Here is a 23,191-nt window from a genome sequence, read left to right on the forward strand (position 1 = left end):
TTAGCGAGGTTATTTTTTTGTTATTTTGCTTTTTTCTTTTTAAATTTGCTTAATGCTTCATAAACGATTGGAACAATAAGAAGTGTTAATAACGTTGAACTTGTTAATCCACCGATTACTGTTACACCAAGTCCTTTAGAAATTAAGCCGCTACCTTCAAATCCTAATGCAAGCGGGATAAGGGCCCCGATTGTTGCGATTGCGGTCATTAAGATAGGACGCAGGCGTGTTGCACCAGCTTCTAATAAAGCTTCACGTGTTGATAGACCTTCATTTTCTTTATGAATAACGCGGTCGATAAGCACGATTGCGTTTGTTACAACGATACCGATTAACATAAGCGCACCAATCATTGCAGAGACACTTAACGTTTCGCCAGAGATTAGTAAGGCAACAAGAGCTCCGATAATTGTAAATGGTAGCGAGAATAAAATTGCGAATGGTGCAAGAGCACCGCCAAATGTAACGACAAGAACGAAGTATACAATGGCAATCGCAGCTAACATCGCTAAGCCAAGTTGCTTGAATGATTCTTCAATATCTTTTGAAACGCCGCCCATAGAAACATCCACGCCAGAAGGAAGATCCATTTTATCTACTTCTTTTTGGACTGCAGCAGATGCTTTTGAAACATCATCAGATGTTAGTTTTGCACTTACTTCCACATAAACACGGCCATCGCGGTGTTTCACTGTATTCGAAGTTTCTCCTTCTTTTACAGTCATCACATCTTTCACAGCCACTTCATTACCAAGTGGTGTTGTAATCTTTCGATTTGTTAAGTCGTCGATTGTTTCATAATTTTGTTTTTCAGCTTCTACATATACATTGACATCTTTACCGTCTTTTTTAATTGTTGTTAGAACAGGGCGATCATGTTGATTAGAAAGTCCCATTCCAATTTGTGCAGCCGTTAGACCCATCTTACTTAGTTTTTCTTGATCTGCAACTAAAGTGTACTCTGCATACGTTTTTGCAATACTAGAGTCTACATCCTTTAAGTCTTTATTTTTCTTCATGATATTTTGAATATCTTTTACGACAGGCTTAATGTCTTCCGAGCTATCTCCGTAAACGTATAGTTTAATTTCGTTACTACCGCCACTCGCTCCGAAATCTTGGTTTTTCCATTCGCCTTTTCCAGACATCTTTTGTAAATCTTTTACGACTTGTTCTTTCTCTTTTTCGAAGTCTTTCGTGTCGTTATCATATTGCACGAAGAACATTGCTTGGTTTGATTGACCAGGACTCATTGGGTTTTCGCCACCTAATGAGAATTGAATTGTTTTGACATTTTTATTATCTTGGAAGTGCTTTTCAGCCTTCGTTGCAATTTTTTCAACGTCTTCTAACGTTTGACCTGGTTCAGGGTTGTACGTTGTAATAATCATTTTTTCTTCTTCAGATGGTAAGAAACTTACACCGATAATTGGTACAAGTGCAAGACTACCTACTAATAGAAGGACAGCGACACTGGATGTAATGATTTTATGATTTAAAGCCCATGCAAGTATGCGTTTATAAATGTTTGCTAATTTACTTGGTTTTTCTTCATGATGTACTTCTTTTTCCCTCATGCTTTCTCTCTTAAATAAGGAATGAGCTAGCATTGGTACAATTGTAACCGCTACTAGTAACGATGCTAATAAAGCAAAGACGATAGTTAAGGCGAATGGTAAGAACATTTCACCAATCATACCTTTTACTAGTCCAAGAGGTAAGAATACAGCAATTGTTACAATGGTAGAAGACATAATTGGGATAAACATTTCTTTCGTCGCTTCACGAATTAAATCTTTCCCGCGCAGTTTCTCTTCTGATAACGACATACGTCGGTAAATATTTTCAATAACAACAATGGAGTCATCGACGACGCGTCCAATAGCGACTGTCATTGCTCCGAGTGTCATAATGTTAAGCGTAATATCCATTTGTTTTATGACTAGTACAGCAATTAATAAAGAAAGAGGTATAGAAACGACAGAGATTAATGTTGTTCGGATATTTCGTAGGAACAGCATAATAATAACAATCGCAAAGATAGCACCAAAAATTGCTTTGCTCAGCATTGTTTCGACTGATTTCTCAATAGGTGCACCTTGGTCGAATGTTGAAATGATCTCTAAGTCTTTATATTTTTTCTCAAGGTCTTTTACTTTATCTTTCACTGCATTTACAACATCAACTGTATTCGCATCAGCAGCTTTCACAATTTGAATTCCAATTGCTTCTTTTCCATTTGTTCGAGAAATAGATTCTGCTTTTCCGACTTCTTTAATGTCAGCAATTTCTTCTAATGTAACTGTCGGAATCCCGTTCATAGCAGCTGGATTCATTTGTGGTGTTTGTGCACCAGCTCCAGCATTTTGACTACCTTGACCGCTCGGTGATGAAGGAATAGCTGGGATTTTTAGTTCTTTTAATGCTTTCATTGTTGTAATATTTCCATCTACAACAACTGATTTTTCCGTGTCTTTAAATGTATATAAGCCAAGTGGTAAAGATACGTCCGATCCTTTAATTACATTTTTTACAGTATCTTCACTTAAACCTAATTCTTTCATCTTATCTTTCTTGAAGACAAGTTGTACTTCATCTACTTGTTGACCTGAAATTTGGACAGATGCGACCCCATCAAGTCCTTTTAATCCTGGAACAACATTTTTTTCTACATTTTCAGTTAAGGCAGCTAAAGATTCATTTTTACTTGCTACGCTTAACGAAATAACTGGGAAGGCATTGAAGTTTACACGTGAAACTTTTGGATCCTTTACGCCTTCAGGCAGTTTCACATTTGCGAGAGCTTCTTTAATTTCTGTTTCAGCCTTTTCCATATTTTTATCAAAATCATATTCTACCTGAATAGAAGATGCGTTTTGAAAAGAGGATGAACTAACAACGTTTACACCACTTAAATTTTGCAGTTGCTCCTCCATCGGTTTGGAAACTTTGTCAGCTACTTCTTCTGGTGTAGCACCAGGGTAAACCGTAGTTACTGTTACAACCGGTGTTGTAATATCAGGAATTGTTTCCAGCTTCATATTCAGCCCAGAATAAATACCTGCAATGGTAACAATAATGGTTAGTAGCCAAACTGCGAACTTATTTTTTAATGAGAAATTAATGATTTTGTTCATGTTTGCGCTCCCTTTTTATCATATTGACCAACTGGTCAGTCTAATACATAATATAACTGACTGGTTGGTCAGTCGTCAATGAAAAGGGATGGTATAATAAAGTGGAACTTTAATCAGTGGGGGTTTTGTTCATCACCCACTGATTATTAGCCTTCACCAATCGGGCTTTTACGGGCAGTTAAGTTATCTCCCACCTATCTTTCTTGCATTTGCTGAATTTTGAGGTGGGAGCCTTACTGCCTAGCGAATAGTGGGATAAATTCATAATAAGATGCGAGATTGAATTTAGGAGAGACGATATGAAAGAAAAAGAGCGCTTAATTATAGAGATGGCTATGAAGTTATTTGCGACTAAGGGTGTAAATGCGACATCAGTGCAGGAAATTGTGACAGCATGTGGCATATCTAAGGGAGCTTTCTATTTATATTTTAAATCGAAAGATGAGCTTTTATTAGCAACACTTCGATATTACTATGACAAGATTCAAAATAAAATGATGGATATTGATAAAGAATCATTATTACCACGTGAAAAATTTGCAAAACAATTGTATTGCCAGTTTAACGATATACAAAAGCATAAGGAATTTATTATTATGCATGCGAGAGAAAATGCTATTCCTTTTAATAAAGAAGTGGAAGAGTTTATGATGCGGATGAAGTTAGAGTCTCACGCATTTTATAGGAATAGTTTACTGTCTATTTATGGTGATAAGGTTATGCCATATTTATTAGATTTTGTAATTATGGTAGAAGGCATATGCCGTGGATATTTAGAATTGATCATTTTACAAGCTCCAGAAATTGACTTATCTTATGTCTCTGCTTTTATTTTGAAAAGAGTGGACGATTTAGTAGACGGATTGGTAAAATCTTCGGAAGAACCCGTGTTACATGAAGAAAAGCTTGGAGAATTTCTTTGCAAATCAGAGCTTATTAAGGAGCAGGTTAAGGAACATTTTTTAAAAGAAATTATTGTGTTTAAGCGTACATTAGCTGATCAATTAGAAGATGAGGAATTGCTTGTTACATTAGATGTTTTGGAGGCAGAAATGAGATTGCAAAATCCAAGGATCCCGGTCATTCAAGGGATGCTATCTAATTTAGATATATATCCAAATTTAAAAGAATTTCGTTTGAGGCTTATGGGGTATTACAATATAAAAAGGTAACAATGATAGCTTTCATTGTTACCTTTTTTATTATGCATTCACTTTTTCTTTTGTTTGTGTAGTCTCTTCTTGCTCAATATTGATTGTCTCTTTTACGATATAAATTGGACGGTTTTTACTCTCGTCATAAATACGAGCAATATATTGGCCAACGATGCCAAGACCAAGTAACTGAATACCGCTAAAGAATGTAATAGCAACCATAATAGATGCCCAACCTGTTTGCGTACCAGTGCCAATGATTTTTACAGTAATTGTATATAGTAAGACAATTATTGAAACGAGAACTGATAATAATCCTAAAGTCATAACGATACGTAACGGTTTTGTTGAAAATGCAATAATGCCATCTGATGCAAATTTAATCATTTTCTTTAATGGATATTTTGTTTCACCAGCAAAGCGCTCATCACGTTCATATTCAACATACGTTTGGCGGAAGCCAACCCAAGACATCATACCACGGATGAAGCGATTTCGCTCAGTCATTTGATTGAAAACATCAGCTACTTTGCGATCGATGATTCGGAAATCACCAGTATCTTTTGGGATATCGATATCAGACATGTAGTTTAAGAATTTATAGAAATATTTAGCTGTTAAAAGTTTAAACCAAGTTTCACCTTTACGTTGTTTACGTTTTGCATAAACAACCTCATATCCTTCTTCCCATTTTGCAATAAGTTCAGGAATAACTTCAGGTGGATCTTGTAAGTCTGCATCTATAATTACAATAGCGTCACCTTTTGCAGCAGCAATACCAGCTGTAACTGCTACTTGGTGTCCAAAGTTACGTGCGAAATTAACGATTTTTGTACGGTAATCATTTGCTGCAATCTCAGATAAGATTTCCATTGTACGGTCTGTACTACCGTCGTTCACAAAGACAAATTCGTAATTAATATCATTTTGAAGCATAACGGACTTTAAACGGTTATAACATTCCTGTGCTACTTCTTCCTCGAAGTACATAGGAACTACAACCGAAATTAATTTTTGCATGTTGTATCCTCCGTAGTTTTAATAAGTTGTTCAAGTTTAATTAGTAGTCTTTTCAGTTTGGTTGAATGTCCAAATTTTATTAAGGACAAAATTTATAACCATTCCGACACCAATTGCGAAGATTTGTGCAATTAATGCATTAAAGGTAAGTTTATCTACTAATATAAATAAACATAATGTATTAAAAGCCAATACAATTAAATTTACAGTTAGAAATTTAAAGAACATTGACGTACTTTTATTATTAGGTTTAAACACCCAATTTTTGTTCCAATAGTAGCTATTGGCAACACCAATTAAATAGGCAATTGTATTCGCAATAAGGTAGTTCATCCCGAATTTTAATAATATCCAAAAGCTAATAATTGTAATGAGCGTATTAAAGATTCCTACTAAACCAAACTTTAAGAGTTTCTCCATAATAGTATCCTCATCTTTATAAAATATATAAACAAAATAGGAAATGTAGAAAGGTTATTCATACATAACAACTATCAATTATAGCATAGTTTATGCTAAGATGTTATATGTTTTGAGTGGATATCATTTTAGGATATAGAATAAATCTGTCAATAATAAAAAAGGTTACTTTAAATTGGTATAATGGGCAATATGAAAGCAAACATGGAAATCATGGTAATATTAATGTATAGTAGCTGGGAGTGTATTTTTTTTAGGAAATATAATGTTTTCCCGTATAAAGATTTTAAGGAGTGAGTTTTTTGGAACGTTTTTCTGGATTGTTTTCAACCTTTTCTACACGTGCCATATACGGCATTTATAGCTTTTTCGTTGCGATATTAATTTTTGATTATTTTTCGGATACTCAAAAATACAATTATGTAATGATAGTAGTTGGATTCTTACTTTTATGTACAATTGGAAACTTTATACTTAGTAGCGGATCGCTATATCTTGAAAGATTAAATGAAAAAATGTGCTTTTTTGCACTGTTAATTATTTGTCTAGCAGTGAAAACAGCGTGGATTCTTACATATAAGATTGATCCAATTGGTGATTATGAAGCCTTTTTTAATACAGCAAAAGCATTAGGTGACAACTTTGTTATTCATGATAGATATGTTGCATTATTTCCACATATTTTTGGTTATGCTTCATTCTTAAGTATCTTCCTAAAAATATTTGGGGCAAACTTTATGATTCCACCAATTATTAATGTTGTTTTAACTACAATTTCGATGGGATTAATATATTTTATAGCTAGAAGAATTGGTGGAGTGAGAACAGCGATAACAGCAAGTGTTTTATGGATTCTCTTGCCATCACAAACGATGTATAACATGTTTGCACTTTCAGAACCGTTGTATTGTACAATACTATTATTAGCCTGGGCAATTATGATAATTGTTTATGATAAACTTGAAAATATAACGATTGCAAAGGTTCTGATGTATTCAATTCTATTAGCTGCATTACTTGTATTAATAAATATGGCAAGACCAATTGCAGCAGTGCCAATTATAGCCTTAGCGATATGGATGTTTATCATAGATACAAAGCATATCGGAAATAAAAAGCTACTTATTAATAAGGTGGCATATGTAGGGGTTATCATTATTGGATATTTAATGATGTCTTCGGCGGTAAATCATTATGTAACATTACGTTTAGGTGAAGAGATAGCAACAGTGCCGGGATACAATATTCATGTAGGATTTAATAAGGGAGCCTCAGGAACATGGAATCCAGGAGATTCAGCATTACTATATCATTATAGTGGTCAACCAGGATGGAGTGCTCAGGACGTTCAAAAGCAAATGCTTGAAGAGGCGAAAAAGAGAATCAAAAATGATGATATAGATTTCGGGAAACTAATGTATGATAAATTTATTATCTTTTTAGGGAATGATGATCAAGCTGTTAAATATGCAGATCCAATTATGGACCATAAAGTACGCTATACTATAATTTCTAATGTTTTCTATTACTTTTTACTAGTTACTTCACTGTTCGGAGCGTTAGTAGCTATAAAAAATAAAAATAAATCTTCACTTTTAATTATTTGTTTATATGTGATTGGGCTAACAATGGCACAAATGATAGTAGAAGTAGCACCGAGATATCATTATTCGGCTACAATACCTATGATCTTTTTAGCTGCTTTTGGTATTAGTCACATTTACAATAGAAAAAGAGTATAAATAAAAAGGCATGAGCTCAGTATTGCACTGAGCTCATGCCTTTTTTATTTGGCCTTTCTTTTAGACACGAGACGATAAACTACATATAGTCCAGCACTTTGAATGATTGTAAAGCTAGGGATGATAAAGTATCGATATCTTGTTTGATATTCAATTAAGAAGTGAATCGTTATATAACCAATTATTAATAATAAAAATAGTGTGTAATGTGTGTTATTTTGCTTAGTTAATAAGAGATAAAAAGTTGCTAACGTACCAAATAACATAGTTGTAATATATATATATTTATCGTATATCTTAAGGTCTTCTTGTAAGGTAATCATATCATTCTCTGTGTTACTTAGTGTTGCCAGACTCCATACTGGAGCGGAATCATAATCTGCCCACATAATTGTGAATTTATCACCAAATAAAGATAAAACCTTTTGTGGATCAGCTAGTCGTTCTTGAATTAATTTCTTCTCAACGGCTTCTCGTTCTTTTCCAAGTTTAAAGGACATAACATAGTCTACATCTGCTGAAGAATATCCACCTCTTGTTTCGTGATTAAGTCCTACTGTGAATTTCCAGAGAGGATCCCTGTTAGATAGCGGATATTGGGTAATTCCGGCAGATATAAATGAAGAACTTATAATGTAATGAACAAGGTAAAAAATGATGAAAATCCCAGATAATTTTTTTATAGAAGTTAAAATATCCTGTTTTGATTTTCCTAATATACCTTGTAAAAAGACATAAAGGGCTACTGCAATCAAAACTAAAGCGCCAAGTGGACGCATAATATCTCCTAAAGCTAGGCAGATCCCTATAAAAATCCACATATATTTATGGGTTAGGCCTTTTGTAATTAATAAATAAAACCCAAGATAAAATAGAAATGTGGCAATGTGTTGATTCGTTAGTAATGAGCTTAATACAATGCTTGGGATATATAATGCATATAGCAATCCAGCCATTCTTCCAGACCACTCATTAAAAACATATGAAGTTATTTTGTAAATTAGCCATGTTGTTCCTGTGCAATACATTATATTTAAAAGTTTTAGAAGGAAAGGGCCTTCACCGAATAACTTAATAATGAGTGCTTGGTACATTGTAAATCCAAGTTGATAAACCCATGAAGTATAATAGTCATCTTGTGCAAAACTAAAATCGCCTTTAGTGGCTTGAATAGCACTATTGTACATCACTGAAAAATCTGATTCGATAGGAGTAGGAACGTTGAGAACCCAAATTAATCGAACAGAAAAAGCTAAAATAATAAGTGAAACGGTAAATGTAAATGTAGACATATACGTATTAAAAATATACCCAATAAGTAAAAATAGAAGACCTATTATAATAATAATTGGGATTATAATAAAGGACTGTGTGTCGGTTTTTTCTTGGATTACCACTATCGATTGCCACGTTATAGCAGCAGAAATAATTAGACATAGTACTAATAAGCACTTTACAAAAAATGTATTAAGTTTTAGGGGGATTGTGCGTTGCATCACTAAAAACTCCTTATCAAATTGCATGGTTATTTTAAAACGAAATCCCTTTACACATTAAATATTAGTGTAAAGGGATGTTGTTAGGGGATTAAGAATTTTCTTGGGCCCATTTTTCTACATCCCAAGTTTTTGTTATCCAATCTTCATAAAAGTCTGGTTCGTGGCATACAAGAAGAATTGTCCCTTTGTATGCTTTCATCGCTTTCTTCAACTCTTCTTTTGCTGTAACATCAAGGTGGTTTGTTGGCTCATCAAAGAGTAGCCAGTTACTTTCTTCACCCATTAGTTTACATAAACGAACTTTTGCTTGTTCGCCACCGCTTAATTGATTCAGTGGACGAGAGATATGTTCGTTTTTTAAACCGCATTTTGCTAACATTGCACGTACTTGATGTTGGTCTAAGCTAGGGAATGTATTCCAAACATCATCAATTGGTGTTATATTATCAGCTTTTACTTCTTGCTCGAAGTATGATGGGTTTAAGAAGTCACCAAGACTTGTTTTTCCGCTTAATGGTTTAATTTTACCTAAAATCGTTTTTAATAGCGTTGATTTACCGACACCATTACATCCAACAATTGCAATTTTTTCACCACGTTCAATTGTCATTGTTAATTTCGGTAATAACGGATGTGTATATCCGATCTCTACATTTTCCCCTTCGAAGACAAAGCGACTACTTGCACGGCTTTCTTTAAAGGAGAACTCAGGCTTAATAGCTGTTTCAGGACGATCGATACGCTCCATGCGATCAAGTTGTTTTTGACGGCTCTTTGCACGGCCTGTCGTTGAGTAACGGGCTTTATTTTTTGCAATAAAATCTTCTTGCTTTTTAATAAACTCACGTTGCTTTTCATAAGCGTTAATATGTTGGTTTTTATTGATTTCTGCCAGCTCTAGGAATTTCTCATATGTTGCTGTATAACGCGTCATTTTTGTGAATTCTAGATGGAAAATAACATCGACACATTTATTCATAAATTCCGTATCATGGGAAATTAATAGGAATGCATGTGGATATTCTTTTAAATAATTTGTTAACCAATGAATATGTTCAACGTCTAAATAGTTGGTAGGCTCATCTAATAGTAATACTTCTGGTTGCTCAAGTAGTAACTTTGCAAGTAATACTTTTGTACGTTGTCCACCACTTAATGCCGCAACATCACGATCTAGACCAATTGCATCAATTCCAAGGCCGCGTGCTGCTTCTTCAATTTTAATATCTAATAAATAGAACCCACCTGCTTCAAGGGCATCTTGAATTTCTGCCATTTGTTCAAGAAGTTCCTCTAATTCTTCCGGTGTAGCGGTTCCCATTTTTTCTGCAACTTCATTTAAAGCTTTTTCTTTTTCAAATAAAGGTAAAAACGCATCTGCTAATACGTCACGAATCGTGCGACCAGGTGTTAAAATGGTATGTTGGTCTAAGTAACCATAATTTGTACCAGGTGTCCATTCTACACGGCCTTCGTCATGGATAAGCTGACCAGTAATTATATTCATAAATGTTGATTTACCAACACCGTTTGCTCCAACTAATCCAACGTGTTCTCCTGCAAGTAAGCGCATGGATACGTCTCTAAATAATGTACGATCACCAAATGTATGGCCTAATTTTTCAACAGTTAATAAGCTCATAATGTCCTCCGTTCATTTCTAAATAGTGTCTTGAATCATGATACTAAATTCTTGGATATAATGCTATCATTTCAAAAATATATAATGTAATTGATCAGCGGGGGGATGCGATTATAAAAGAATGATGGGTTACATTGTAAGAAATAAGTGATACAAGAGAAATAAAAAACAAAGTGTAACCATTTAATAAAAGTAGTTACACCTTGTTTTTTATTTTAAATATCCACGAACAATTCCACGTAAGCGATTTGCATGGAATTTGCGCTTATCATTAGAAATATTTTGTGTCATACGGAATGTTGCCGCAGCGACAGCACGTAAGAAATAAGGAAATCCATAGTGTAAGCGAATAACCCTACCAAAACCACCAGCATAAGAAACGGCACGTTTTAATGATTGTTCATTAATAATTTCCTCTTTTACAGGATGGTATACGAACAGATCTTTTCTAAATAAACCAGTATAATTTTGTTTCATACCACGTAGTACAAAGTCAGTTTCTTCACCAGCTCCATAAATCGTGCCAGAACCAACACCTAAATCTTCATCAAATGTACCTACATCTTGTACAAATTGTTTTGTGAAGAATAGTGTGAAAGAAGGTCCCATGAATCCATATTTATTATTTAAAATAATGTCTGAATTCGGTGCGTGTATTAAAGAACCTGTGCCTTCCACATTTGTAGTGTTTGTTGAGATGAAATGAACATCTTTATTAGAGTTGAAAGTTTCTAATATACTCTCTAAAACATTTGTTTCATAAATACAATCATCATCTGGAAAAGCGATGAAATCACCATCTGCTACTTTTAAGCCTGCATTTCGAGCTCTCGATAGTCCTTTAATAGGTGTATAAATGTAATGAATTGAAAATTTTTCTTTATATTCATCAAATAAATCAGAGATTGGCGTATCATTTTGATCTACTACGATAAGTTCAAAGTTTTTGTAAGTTTGTTGTTCAAGTGATTTTAGTAAGTCAAGAATATCATCACGTCTGCCACAAGTAGCCATGATTAAAGAAAATTTCAAGTTTAACAGCTCCTTTTAGAGATTGCGTTTAAGCCTTTTTGAATCGTCCTAATATCTTTTCAAGTAGTGAAAAGAGAATTTCATCCTTTGTTATAAAGAGGATAAGGGCATATGTTAATCCACACGTTATTATTACTAGGATAACTTGTAGTATTTGTCCAGATACGAGCATATCAATAACGAATGCTATCGGGACAAATGTTAGTGAATAAAATAGATATTTAAGTTTTTGTATATCGAATAAAGTATAGTTCACTTTTAATTTCTTTTTCACATAAATATATTCAAATGTGATTAAGAAACAATTCGCAATTGTTGTTGTGAAAATTGCGGTTGTTGGTGTAAGTACATGGAAGTATATTAGTGCAATATTGGATGCTAAGTTGATAAATCCGCAAATGAATAAAAATCGCACTAAAATGCTTTCTTTCTTTTTCACATAAATAATTTGATTCGATAAAATGGACTCAATACCGACTGTAATCATATAGAAAGCGAAAACAATTAATGTATTACCAGCCTCAGCAAATTGTTGTCCACCGTAAATAACAACAGCTCCATGAGCAATGAGCATTAGACCAATTGAGGCAGGGAATAGGGTAATGAAATATACTTTTGAAATTTTGTTTAATAATGATTCGTATTCCATTTCAGATGCGTTCCCTGATAAGTAAGACAGTCTTGGAACGGTTACTTGTACAACACTTAACATAAGTGTATTAATAATCATCATAATTTGAAAAGCCATTACGTAATATGCAACTTCTTCTTTTCCAATATATACCCCTAAAACAAGACGATCTAATTGAGTATATAAAATATTAGCATTTGAAAAAATCAAGACTAATAGTAACGGTTTTAAATGAGGAATAATCGTTAAGTCGGAAAAATCAAATTTCACTTGGCGTTTCACATATATAAAGCTAATAGAGTGGTTTAAAAATGTCGATAAGACTAATAAACCAGCATATGTTTTGTAATCGTCGACCCCATGAATGAAAGAGAAAAGAAGTACGACATAGATTAATCGAACGATAACGGTTTTTTTAGTGATGAAGTCATAATTTTCATATGCCTCATTGAACCATTCCACATAAAACATGTTAGATATAAAATTAAAACCGAAAATTAGAAGAACAGGAAATAGACTTTCATGTCCGTATCCAATATAACTAAAGAGCACAAAGCCTGATAAAGCCAAAATACTAGTTGTGAAATTAATTACATAGAGACTTGTAAATAACTTAGAAACTTTCTTTTTATCGTTTTTAATTAAGCTAATTTCACGTAAGCCATATTGATATACACCAAATACGGCGAACACGAAGAAGTAATTGAAAAAAGTTTCAGCAACGTTAACGGTTCCGATTGAATTTGCTCCTAATGTTCGATATGCGTAAGGACCAACTAAAATTGGAAGTATAATATTAAACGTGTTGAGCAGTATTTTGTAAAAAATATTTGAAGCAATTGATTTCTGCATAATTTCACCTTTCCATTAAAATAATCCAGTTTCATTAAAATACTTGCTATGTCATAGTAAGTTTTTTTGCTAGAGTTAATTTTCTCAATATAATGAAGTGTAAGGTGTTTTCTACACTGTTTACAAATCCTTAAATTGTTTTGTTGACCACCCGTATAAGTGTACCCTACATAAACTTTGTAAAGCAACTGTTGATGGGATAGAAGCGTATTATAAAGTGAAACTTTAATCAGTGGGGTTTTGTTCATCCCGCGTTGATTATCAGCCCTCACCAATCGGGCATTTACGGGCAGCGGGGCTCCTGCCTAACGTCTTTGCTCCAGCCGAATTTTAAGATGGGAGTTTACAGCCCGAAAATAGCGGGATAAATGAGATTTTATCAATTAGAAAAAGTTAATAGCGAGCGGGTATGTATAAAAATATTACATAATATGTGTGAAAAGGAGTAATGGTTGTATGAAGGTATGGAATTGTTTATAAAAAATGAGCGAATATGTGATAGCTATTCGCTCAGAAGATGTTTTAATGGTGGAGGTCTATATACTCCAAGGTTTACTTAAAGTTAAAACTTCAGCCATTTCCTTGCTTTTTACACGCCCTTTTTTTCTACTTTCTGCACGCTCAGAACCAGTTGTGTGTAGCCAATGTTCTTCTTCAGTTTCCGGTAGTACTTGTGGAACAGATGAAGGTTTTCCATCTTTTAATGCAACGAATGTAATGAAACATGTTGCAGCTATTCTACGTTCGCCTGCTAATAAATTCTCCGCAATTACTTTTACGAACACTTCCATCGAAGATTTTCCTGTATAACATACGAATGCTTCGTAACAAACAGAATCTGCTTGGTGAATGGGAGTTAAAAAATCAACAGAATCGATAGATGCTGTTACGCAATGTTTACGGCTATGTCTTGCAGCTGCAATTGAAGCAATACTATCAATTTCTGCTAATAATTTTCCTCCGAAAAGTGTTTGATGATTATTTAAATCATTCGGAAAAACACGTGTTGTTTTAATTGCTTTGGATTCTCGCATGAATTTCTTTTCCATATGGTCAGCCCCTATTTTCTGTTTTCAATCAGAATGACATGTATTGTAAGTGGAGTACAAAAATATTAAAAATCAATAGATATTTAATGAAGTAAAGAATTCCAGAAGAGGGTTAGTAAAACTTCTGTATTTGTATTCATGTAACTGAAAGAAAATTTATCACTATATAAAGTGTAGTGTAAAAGAGGATTCGCTTACATTGCAAGTGAAAAAATTCGGACCCTGTATTTGTCATAGAAATTCCCTATCAGCTGTGTACCTATTCATGATAGAATCGTTTTGTTATGAATGGAAATAGAGGTGCAATGGACATATGAATCATATACAAACAAATTTTTCGTCTTTTTTCAGTAAAATAATGATTGGTGCGATGCTCGCATTTTTTGTTTATAGTTGTTGGTCTGCGTTTGAAACAAGTAAACAATTTTTTGGCGACAGTACAACAAGTGTAACAATCGTATTGGTTATTTTTGTTATTCTCATGCTGTTAATGGCATCGATTTTACAGTATCGTTTTACAGATAAACAATTTCTTGTTTTTCTTATTAGTACATCTATAGTTGTGAGACTTAGTATGGTTTTATTTGTAGATGTTCCGATTATCGGTGATATGAACGCGATGTTTGAGTCTGCAAAGCAGATTGCAATTGGTAATAGCGTAGAGAATGTAGCGCAGTTACCTTTTATTATTTATGAATCAATTATTATTCGTGTATTTGGCGATACAGTATTCGCATTGCAGTTATTTAATGTTTTATTTTGCACAGGGACTGCATTTTTCATTTATCGTATTGCAGCAATGGTTTTTGGAGAAGAGTGCGGGCGTATTGCGTCTGTATTTTACGCTTTATATATTCCAAATATATTTATGAGTTCCTTATTAACATCAGAATCGCTCGCAATATTTTTATTTTATTTGGCTTGTTACATACTTTTATATAAAGGTTTAGATCATCCTTATATGTGGGTGCTTTCAGCAATTTTATTTGCATGTAGTAATATGATGTTTCCAATGGGGGTATTTCTTCCTATTTTTATTGCTGTATATGTGTTGTTAATTGAACTCTTTCAATCAGCAATGAAGAAAAAAGTACTATTAAAGATGATAGGGATACTGATTTTATTTTATAGTGCTCATTTTGGTGTGAGTTATGGAATTCAGACAATGGGAATGTCACAATATACGATTTCAAATGAGACGTATGTTCAATCTGTTTTAATTGGAAAAGAGAAAAATGAGGAAAAAACAACTAAGAATCAAAGCGTAACAGAGCATATTGATCAAAAGCTAAAAGAGATTGAAGAAGAAAGATTTAAACTTTTAAAGCCAGTAATTAATCAATTCTCAGATGAGGGAATACATTCTATTCTATTTAAATGTGAAAAACTTATATATATAGCGGTAACATTGTTTATGTCTATTGCTTTATTACACTTTCTTATTAAACAACAACAAAATGAAGGGTATATGTTGTTCTTATTGTTAATTAGCGGATACGTATTGTTAAGACTCTTCCAAGTAAATATGGCATATTACAATCTTATTGTGCCAGCATTGTTTATTTTGCAAAGCTTTGGTGTTTATATGAGCTATGTGTATTGTCAAAAAATATTCTTCAGAAAATAAAAAGAATCCACTTTGGATTCTTTTTTTATTGATGGATGGTGAGGATTAGCCGTCAGCAGAGATAAAGAATCTCTACTGACATAAGCTTCACTCTATCGGTTCAGTTCCAGTTGTAAACTATCAGCTGTTAGAGCCATTTTTGAGGAATCGTCTTGAATTCCTTTCATTACTTGTGAAATGGTTTCTAACTCATTCTCAATTTTTTTATTCTGTTCTTTCGAGTTAGACATGTCTTTCACAATTTCTTGGAAGTATTGATCTGTTGCAGACATACTATCCGTTCCTTCAGATACGAGGGAGCTAATTTGTTTCACAGAAGAAGAGACACGAATAATTTGTTCATTTGTTTTTTCAACGAGCTTTGTAACGTTGAATATAGATTCTTTCGTTTGCTCGGATAACTTTCGAATTTCTCCAGCTACAACAGAAAAGCCTTTGCCAAATTCCCCAGCACGTGCAGATTCAATCGCAGCATTTAGTGCGAGTAAATTTGTTTGCTCTGCAATGGATTTTACAATATCTATAATTTCGTTAATTTTGTTAGAAATATCGAGAAGTTCATGAGTATCTGTAATGATCGTTTCCATGTTCGTTTGAATGTATTCCATTCGTTTATTTTGCTGATTTAATTGTTCTTTCCCTTTATTCGCTTTTTCTTCTGATGTTGTAGCTAATGATGTACCTGTTTTGGCAATTTCTACAATAGTTTCAGATTTAGCGGTTAATTGTTGAATAGAAGAACTCGTTTTTTCAGATACAGATGCTAGTTCTGTTGCAATATGCGTAATGGTCATAGCTGTTATTTCTTTTTCTTTTTCAAGTTCTTTTTGCATTCTTTCATATTCAGATTCATAAGCTGCAAGAACGAGTTCTTGCTCAAGAGTGAATAATTTGTTTATAACATTTATGGAATAAGAAAAATCATCAATTGTTGTAATTTTCGTTTTTAAAATCTTCATGATAGAGCGGAATAATTCTTGATAAGCAGCTGTATACCACTTTCTATGTAACCCAATTTGTACATGCCTTTTTGCAATTCTAACGCGTTGGTCAATAAAATCTTCATGCATATCTCCGCTGAATAATTCTTTTATATGCGTTTTTAAAGTTTGCTTTAGTTTTGGAATAGAGCTATAACGTTCAATAACAGTAATTAAATTAGGCTGTTTTGTAATATTGGCATAGAATTTTTCCGTAATCCAATCAATTTCTTCATAAATAAAGGGCTGCAGTACCTTTACGGTTTGTAAATCTTCTTTTGAAATATGTAGCATGTCCATTTGAATTTTCAGTTCAGAATTAGTAGGCACGTTAAAAGTGATTTGTTGCTCCTTACTTAATTCAAGTATACTGGCGTTTGTTTTATTTGTATGTTTTTTAAAAACCCCGAGCATCGTTCTTCCCCCTGTGTATAAAGCGTTTTCATTTTTGTTTCTTATATAATTATATATTTTTATATACAATTACTCTACATTAGTGTGTAGAATAGTATATAAATTAAGAGAATTCTATGTAGAATTCTCTTAATGGCCTTTATTAATTTTAGCATGTGTTTTAAAGAAAACTGGGAAATGTACATTATATATTACAGTGACAACACGAATAATGAATGTTACTAATAAACAAACATAGAAAGCTAATACGTGTGCCCCCATTGCATATGTGATTAGGAAACTAATTGCTCCTAAGATAGAAGCGATTGCGTAAATCTCTTTTCGGAATACGTAGGGGATATCTTGAGCGCAAATGTCACGCAAAATACCGCCTCCAATACCTGTAATGACTCCCATTGAAACAACTAAAAATGAGGCGTCAACATGATGTGACATTGCCGCATTTGCACCAATAGCCGTAAAAACACCTAAGCCAACAGCATCAGAAAGCATGATAACGACTTGTAGTTTATTGATACGCTCAAAAAACATACAAGTAAATAATGCTGATAATACACTTACGAAAAAGTAAATGGGTTTAACAAATGCGACAGGAGGCAGGTTACCGATCATAATATCACGAATAATACCGCCGCCGAGAGCTGTAGCTACAGCTAAACAAAGGACACCGAATAAATCTAAATCTTTTTTTAAACCAACTAATGTACCAGAAATAGCAGCGGCGATAATGCCAAGAAACGTAAATATGTCGATTAATAACATTGCTGTAATCCCTTCCTCCTAAAGATGTTCCAGAGAAAAAATATACACTAAAGTTATGTAAATAACAATGCATTTTCGTTACATGTAGAAAAAAAGAAAGAATGAGGAAAGAAAGCGCTTGAAAATGCAAATATGCTTTTTTCTATAAGGTAAGATTGGGGAGAAATGTGAGACGTTTAATTAAAAAATATATGTTATAATAAATATTTGAGATAAGAAAAAAATATTAACTGTATAGATTGAAATTAGGTAATAGTTATGGAGGTTCTAGATGTTAAGCGAAAATAGTAAAAGTAATAAATTTGAAAATTTTCTACTAATCTTTATTTTGTTGCAACCGATTTTAGATTTACTTACAGCGTTCTGTATCATGGTTTTAAAAATTGATACGACCATTGGAGTTATTACACGCTTATTCGTTATGTTCCTAAGCGGGATATATATTTTAATTCAAACGAAGAAACAAGGAAATATAAAATATATATTGTATATAATATTAGTAGGAATAGTCTTCACCATCGGATTGGTAAATAACAAGCTTACAAAAAACCCTATGGTACTTACAGAAGAAATTAAGTTTATAGCAAAAGCTTTATATCCATTTGTTATGCTTACTTGTTATGTGTTTGTGTTTAAGTCTTTAAAAGAAAAAAGCCATTCAAAAATGCGCGACTATATTACGTATGCATCGTTAATTATAGGAGTAGTCATGGTAGCTTCGATTACTACTGGTACAGATTATAATAGTTATGAATGGGTAAAGTTAGGGTCACGCGGTTGGTTTTATGCAGGTAACGAACTAGGATCTATTTTAGCCATCATGTGTCCAATTGTTATTTTGTACTCAATTGAAAAAACAAAAAGTATAGGTAAAGCATACTATTGGATTCCTTCAATTTTAGTTGTTTACTCATTATTTGCAATTGGGACAAAGGTTGGCGTAGGAGCAATCTTTGGATCAATGGCTATAGCAGTTGTTATGTGCTTTATTCAAGCATTTACACAGCGTAAAGACGGGAAGAAACATGCCTATTTATTAAATGGTTTTCTTGCAATAACTGTATTTGTAGGCATATTGGCATATACACCTTTTTCACCATTTATGAAAAATATGGGATTCCATTTCCAATTGATTGAACAAGAACAGAGTGCGAAAAAGGAAGAGAAAAAGAAGGAGGAAGCTAAAGAGCACAAACCTCCTGTGACAGAGCAAGAAAAAGAGAAAGAGAAAGCAAAAGAGAAAGTAGCTGAGAAAAAAGAAGAAACGCAAGCACTTATCTTTAGTGGGCGTCAATTATTTGAACAGATGTATAAAGATTTCTATAATGAAGCCCCAATGTCTCAAAAATTATTAGGAATGGGTTATGCTGGTAACTATAAAGAACAGCCGAAATTAATTGAACGTGACTTCCATGATTGGTTCTATTCTTTCGGAATCATAGGGTTCATTTTACTTGTAATTCCATTCTTATACTTTGGTATTAAATTTATTGCATGTATATTTACTAAATTTAAACAAGTATTCACAGTGAAATATGCAATGGTGATTGCAGCGATACTTCTCGGATTAGGTATCTCATTCATGGCTGGTCATATTTTAATTGCACCAGGAGTGAGTTTCTACTTAGTATTACTCATGGCATATTTAATAGTTGACTTGGAAATTGAATGATAGAAAAATAAAAGCTAGCATATGTTAGCTTTTATTTTGTTATAGTAAATAAAAAGAAAAAATGGGGGATGTAAGAAATGAAAGTGTTGCATATGAATGCTGGTGCAGAAGAAGGTGGGGGGAAAACACATATTATTTCACTTTTATCTCAATTTTCAAAGGAAGAAGTGGAATTAATGGTATTTGAAGAAGGTGCGATTGCTAGAGAGGCGAGAAACCTTGGTATTCAAGTGCATGTTTTTACCCAATCATCTCGGTACGACCTATCAATTCTTTCAAAAATAAAAGCATTTATTAATGAAAATCAATTTGACATTGTGCATACACATGGCGCACGAGCAAATTTCTATCTCTCCCTCTTGAAAAAAGGTATAAAAGCGAAATGGATAATGACTGTCCACAGTGATCCAACTTTGGATTTTATGAAGAGGGGATTAAAAGGATGGGTATTTACGAAGTTAAATTTACGTTCTTTCAGGAAGGTAGATTTGTTCTTTGCAATTACGGAGAACTTTAAGAGAAACATAATAAAACTAGGTGTACCAGAAGAGAAAATCTGTACGGTTTATAATGGAATTGAGTATGATAATACTCCGGCAAAACCGTATGATAAGAGTGAATTTGGCATCGATGAAGGAGTATTTACAGCCATTCAAGTAGCGCGTCTTCATCCTGTTAAAGGTCATGATATTTTATTTGAAGCGTTACAAAAAATTAAAATTCCAAATATAAAGGTGCTCTTGCTTGGTGATGGGCCCATAGAAGCAGAATTAAAAGAGATGGTAAAACAAAAGGGCTTAGAGGATAAGGTGATGTTTCTAGGTTTTCGTACAGATTCCAAAGAATTATATGCATCTGCACACATTAATTTGTTAACCTCTTATAGCGAAAGTTTCCCTCTCGTTTTATTGGAAGCGGCTAATCAACGCTTAACATCTATTGCAACAAATGTAGGTGATATGAAAAAGTTAATAGTTGATGATACGTATGGATGGATTGTACCAATTGGTGATGCAGACTCGTTAGCAAGCGCATTAGAGAATGCTTACGAAAAATGGTTGAATGGTGAATTAGAAGCGATGGGAAATCGTTTATATAATCATGCATCTACTCAGTTCTCGCTAAAAAATTTGTATGAAGATACTTATAATGCATATAAAAAACTTTTACTGAAATAGAGAGGATAGTTAATCATGGAAGTAAAAACGGTTGATATTCTAGGTGTTCCTTTTTCTACAATGACAATGGATGAAACAGTCCAATATTTGAAGGGGCAACTAGAATTGGAGCGAACGCATACTTTTCAGGTAGTAACAGCGAATCCTGAAATTGTTATGTGTGCAAAAAAGGATGAAGCATTCCATCAAACATTATTAAATACAGATTTAATTACACCTGATGGTATTGGAGTTGTAAAAGCAAGTGGTATGTTAGGTACACCTGTAAAGGAACGTGTAGCAGGTTTTGATTTAATGTGTAATTTATTTGCGAAGCTATCACAAGAGAATAAACCGGTATCTGTTTTCTTACTTGGTGCAAAACCACATGTTGTACAAGCTGCAGCAGATCATTTAACGAAGACGTATTCAGCGGTATCTATTGTGGGTATACAAGATGGGTATTTTAAACAAGAGGACGAAGAAAATATCATTTCTCGTATTCAAGAAGCAAAACCAGATCTATTACTTGTCGCACTTGGTTTCCCGAGACAAGAGAACTTTATCCAAACTAATAAGCATCGTTTAGAAACGAAAATGGCTGTTGGAGTAGGTGGAAGTTTAGACGTATGGGCTGGAGAGGTAAAACGTGCACCAAAATGGATTCAATCGATTCATTTAGAGTGGTTTTATAGATTGTGTAGCAATCCAACGCGCTGGCGTCGTCAGTTAGTATTAGCGGAATTTTTAAAAGAAGTTATGCGTTCGAAAAAGTAGCGGAATATCGCTACTTTTTTATTTGGCCATTTTTGATAAAATGCAACTTTAATCAGTGAGGTTTTGTTCATCTCCTACTGATTGTTAGTCTTCACCAATCGGACATTTACTGGCAGTTGATCTTCAATCTAACTCTTTTGCTCCAGGTGAATTTTGAGGCGGGATAAGTATTTTATTTTTTGGGAATGATGAAGGAGAATTTTTTAAACAAAAGTATTTTACTTATGCAATTCACACATGTAAAATGATGTGTAAAGACAGCTGTGTAAGGAGGACTTCTTGTGGGCAAGGTGAAGGGAATTTCGAAGCGAAAGCTACTTGGTATAGCAGGGCTTGGGTGGCTATTTGATGCAATGGATGTTGGTATGCTTTCATTTGTAATGGTAGCACTGCAAAAAGATTGGGGATTAAGTACGCAAGAAATGGGCTGGATAGGCAGCATTAATTCAATTGGTATGGCAGTCGGAGCGCTCGTTTTTGGAATACTATCAGATAAAATAGGGCGGAAATCAGTCTTTATTATTACATTATTACTATTTTCTATCGGTAGTGGTTTAACTGCTTTAACGACGACACTTGCGATGTTCCTTGTTTTACGATTTTTAATTGGTATGGGACTTGGCGGAGAGCTTCCAGTTGCTTCTACATTAGTATCAGAGAGCGTTGAAGCACATGAACGTGGCAAAATAGTTGTGCTATTAGAAAGTTTTTGGGCAGGTGGATGGCTAATTGCAGCTCTTATCTCGTATTTTGTTATTCCGAAATATGGTTGGGAAGTTGCAATGGTATTGAGTGCGGTTCCAGCACTATATGCTTTATATTTAAGATGGAATTTACCGGATTCTCCGAGATTCCAAAAGGTTGAAAAAAGACCGTCCGTTATCGAAAATATAAAGTCAGTTTGGTCTGGGGAATATCGTAAGGCAACAATTATGTTATGGATTCTATGGTTTTGTGTTGTCTTTTCCTATTATGGGATGTTCCTTTGGTTACCTAGCGTAATGGTATTAAAAGGATTTAGTTTAATAAAAAGTTTCCAATACGTACTTATTATGACGTTAGCTCAATTGCCAGGGTATTTCACAGCTGCTTGGTTTATTGAACGTCTTGGTCGTAAGTTTGTTTTAGTTACGTATTTAATCGGTACAGCGTGCAGCGCTTACTTGTTTGGAGTGGCGGAGTCGTTAACAGTATTAATCGTAGCAGGCATGTTACTATCCTTCTTTAATTTAGGGGCTTGGGGTGCATTATACGCCTATACACCTGAACAGTATCCAACAGTTATTCGTGGTACAGGTGCAGGTATGGCAGCGGCATTCGGTCGTATTGGTGGTATTCTTGGGCCGCTATTAGTAGGATATTTAGTTGCTTCACAGGCTTCACTATCATTAATATTTACGATTTTCTGTGGATCAATTTTAATTGGCGTGGTTGCTGTAATTGTACTTGGGCAAGAAACGAAGCAACGAGAATTAGTATAAGGTGAAACTTTAATCAGTGAGGGATCTATCCATTGCTAATTATTGGCCCGTACCAATTGTATTTTTGGGGGAACCGTGGTGGTTCCCTTTTTTCTGTTTTTTTAGATAAATAATGGTATAGTAAGAAAAAGGGAATGTTCCTT

The 23,191-nt window shown here is 33.9% G+C and carries 17 protein-coding genes and 1 pseudogene; 7 read left to right on the top strand and 11 right to left on the bottom strand.

The features are described from left to right. Positions 1-20: 20 nt before the first annotated feature. The gene (locus QCI44_RS00295; protein WP_016085376.1) at positions 21-3,137 is read right to left on the bottom strand and encodes an efflux RND transporter permease subunit; all 3,117 of its coding nucleotides are present in this window, start codon (positions 3,135-3,137) and stop codon (positions 21-23) included. A gap of 299 nt (positions 3,138-3,436) precedes the next feature. On the opposite strand from QCI44_RS00295, the gene QCI44_RS00300 reads away from it, so the two are divergent. Further along, positions 3,437-4,309, top strand: a complete 873-nt coding sequence (locus QCI44_RS00300) for a TetR/AcrR family transcriptional regulator (RefSeq protein WP_098985810.1) — start codon at positions 3,437-3,439, stop codon at positions 4,307-4,309. 30 nt (positions 4,310-4,339) lie between these two features. On the opposite strand, the gene QCI44_RS00305 is transcribed toward QCI44_RS00300, so the two are convergent. Both QCI44_RS00305 and QCI44_RS00310 read right to left on the bottom strand, forming a co-directional pair. Next, positions 4,340-5,311, bottom strand: a complete 972-nt coding sequence (locus QCI44_RS00305; RefSeq protein ID WP_016085378.1) for a glycosyltransferase family 2 protein — start codon at positions 5,309-5,311, stop codon at positions 4,340-4,342. A 36-nt stretch (positions 5,312-5,347) separates the two neighbouring features. Continuing rightward, entirely contained in the window at positions 5,348-5,731 is a 384-nt protein-coding gene (locus QCI44_RS00310; RefSeq protein ID WP_016085379.1) for a GtrA family protein, read from the bottom strand. Positions 5,732-6,033: 302 nt separating this feature from the next. Between QCI44_RS00310 and QCI44_RS00315 the strand changes: the two genes are divergently transcribed. Next, complete coding sequence (locus QCI44_RS00315) at positions 6,034-7,473, top strand: glycosyltransferase family protein (RefSeq protein ID WP_098985811.1); 1,440 nt, start codon at positions 6,034-6,036, stop codon at positions 7,471-7,473. A 44-nt stretch (positions 7,474-7,517) separates the two neighbouring features. Here the strand turns inward: QCI44_RS00315 and QCI44_RS00320 are convergent, their stop codons facing one another. The 5 genes from QCI44_RS00320 to QCI44_RS00340 form a co-directional block, all read right to left on the bottom strand. Further along, a complete protein-coding gene (locus tag QCI44_RS00320) occupies positions 7,518-8,969 on the bottom strand; it encodes an ArnT family glycosyltransferase (RefSeq protein WP_016085381.1) in 1,452 nt (483 codons plus the stop codon). Positions 8,970-9,060: 91 nt separating this feature from the next. Continuing rightward, on the bottom strand, positions 9,061-10,614 hold the full coding sequence (locus QCI44_RS00325) for an ABC-F family ATP-binding cassette domain-containing protein (RefSeq protein WP_016085382.1): 1,554 nt from the start codon (positions 10,612-10,614) through the stop codon (positions 9,061-9,063). Positions 10,615-10,824: 210 nt separating this feature from the next. Next, complete coding sequence (locus QCI44_RS00330; RefSeq protein ID WP_016085383.1) at positions 10,825-11,646, bottom strand: glycosyltransferase family 2 protein; 822 nt, start codon at positions 11,644-11,646, stop codon at positions 10,825-10,827. A 28-nt stretch (positions 11,647-11,674) separates the two neighbouring features. Then, positions 11,675-13,129 (bottom strand): oligosaccharide flippase family protein, encoded by a 1,455-nt coding sequence (locus QCI44_RS00335; protein WP_098560605.1) that lies wholly within the window; start codon positions 13,127-13,129, stop codon positions 11,675-11,677. A 536-nt stretch (positions 13,130-13,665) separates the two neighbouring features. Further along, positions 13,666-14,178: an acyl-CoA thioesterase gene (locus QCI44_RS00340; RefSeq protein ID WP_000412135.1), complete on the bottom strand. Its 513-nt coding sequence runs from the start codon at positions 14,176-14,178 to the stop codon at positions 13,666-13,668. Between the two features lie 313 nt (positions 14,179-14,491). On the opposite strand from QCI44_RS00340, the gene QCI44_RS00345 reads away from it, so the two are divergent. Continuing rightward, positions 14,492-15,805, top strand: a complete 1,314-nt coding sequence (locus QCI44_RS00345; protein ID WP_098985812.1) for an ArnT family glycosyltransferase — start codon at positions 14,492-14,494, stop codon at positions 15,803-15,805. A gap of 92 nt (positions 15,806-15,897) precedes the next feature. Here the strand turns inward: QCI44_RS00345 and QCI44_RS30595 are convergent, their stop codons facing one another. The 3 genes and pseudogenes from QCI44_RS30595 to QCI44_RS00355 form a co-directional block, all read right to left on the bottom strand. After that, positions 15,898-16,638, bottom strand: coding sequence for a methyl-accepting chemotaxis protein (locus tag QCI44_RS30595; RefSeq protein WP_431154533.1), 741 nt, complete (start codon positions 16,636-16,638; stop codon positions 15,898-15,900). Between the two features lie 63 nt (positions 16,639-16,701). Further along, positions 16,702-17,199: pseudogene (locus QCI44_RS30600) on the bottom strand (protoglobin family protein); the annotation flags it as partial. Between the two features lie 129 nt (positions 17,200-17,328). Then, positions 17,329-17,961: a trimeric intracellular cation channel family protein gene (locus QCI44_RS00355; protein ID WP_000924376.1), complete on the bottom strand. Its 633-nt coding sequence runs from the start codon at positions 17,959-17,961 to the stop codon at positions 17,329-17,331. Positions 17,962-18,232: 271 nt separating this feature from the next. Between QCI44_RS00355 and QCI44_RS00360 the strand changes: the two genes are divergently transcribed. From QCI44_RS00360 to QCI44_RS00375, 4 genes are all read left to right on the top strand, one after another. Then, positions 18,233-19,633 (top strand): O-antigen ligase family protein, encoded by a 1,401-nt coding sequence (locus QCI44_RS00360; protein WP_016136133.1) that lies wholly within the window; start codon positions 18,233-18,235, stop codon positions 19,631-19,633. A 77-nt stretch (positions 19,634-19,710) separates the two neighbouring features. Continuing rightward, positions 19,711-20,811 (top strand): glycosyltransferase family 4 protein, encoded by a 1,101-nt coding sequence (locus QCI44_RS00365; protein WP_016085388.1) that lies wholly within the window; start codon positions 19,711-19,713, stop codon positions 20,809-20,811. Between the two features lie 15 nt (positions 20,812-20,826). Beyond that, entirely contained in the window at positions 20,827-21,567 is a 741-nt protein-coding gene (locus QCI44_RS00370; RefSeq protein ID WP_016085389.1) for a WecB/TagA/CpsF family glycosyltransferase, read from the top strand. Between the two features lie 281 nt (positions 21,568-21,848). Continuing rightward, a complete protein-coding gene (locus tag QCI44_RS00375) occupies positions 21,849-23,048 on the top strand; it encodes an MFS transporter (protein ID WP_016136132.1) in 1,200 nt (399 codons plus the stop codon). Positions 23,049-23,191 lie beyond the last annotated feature (143 nt).

The organism is Bacillus cereus group sp. RP37, assembly GCF_040459695.1.
Classification (GTDB): domain Bacteria; phylum Bacillota; class Bacilli; order Bacillales; family Bacillaceae_G; genus Bacillus_A.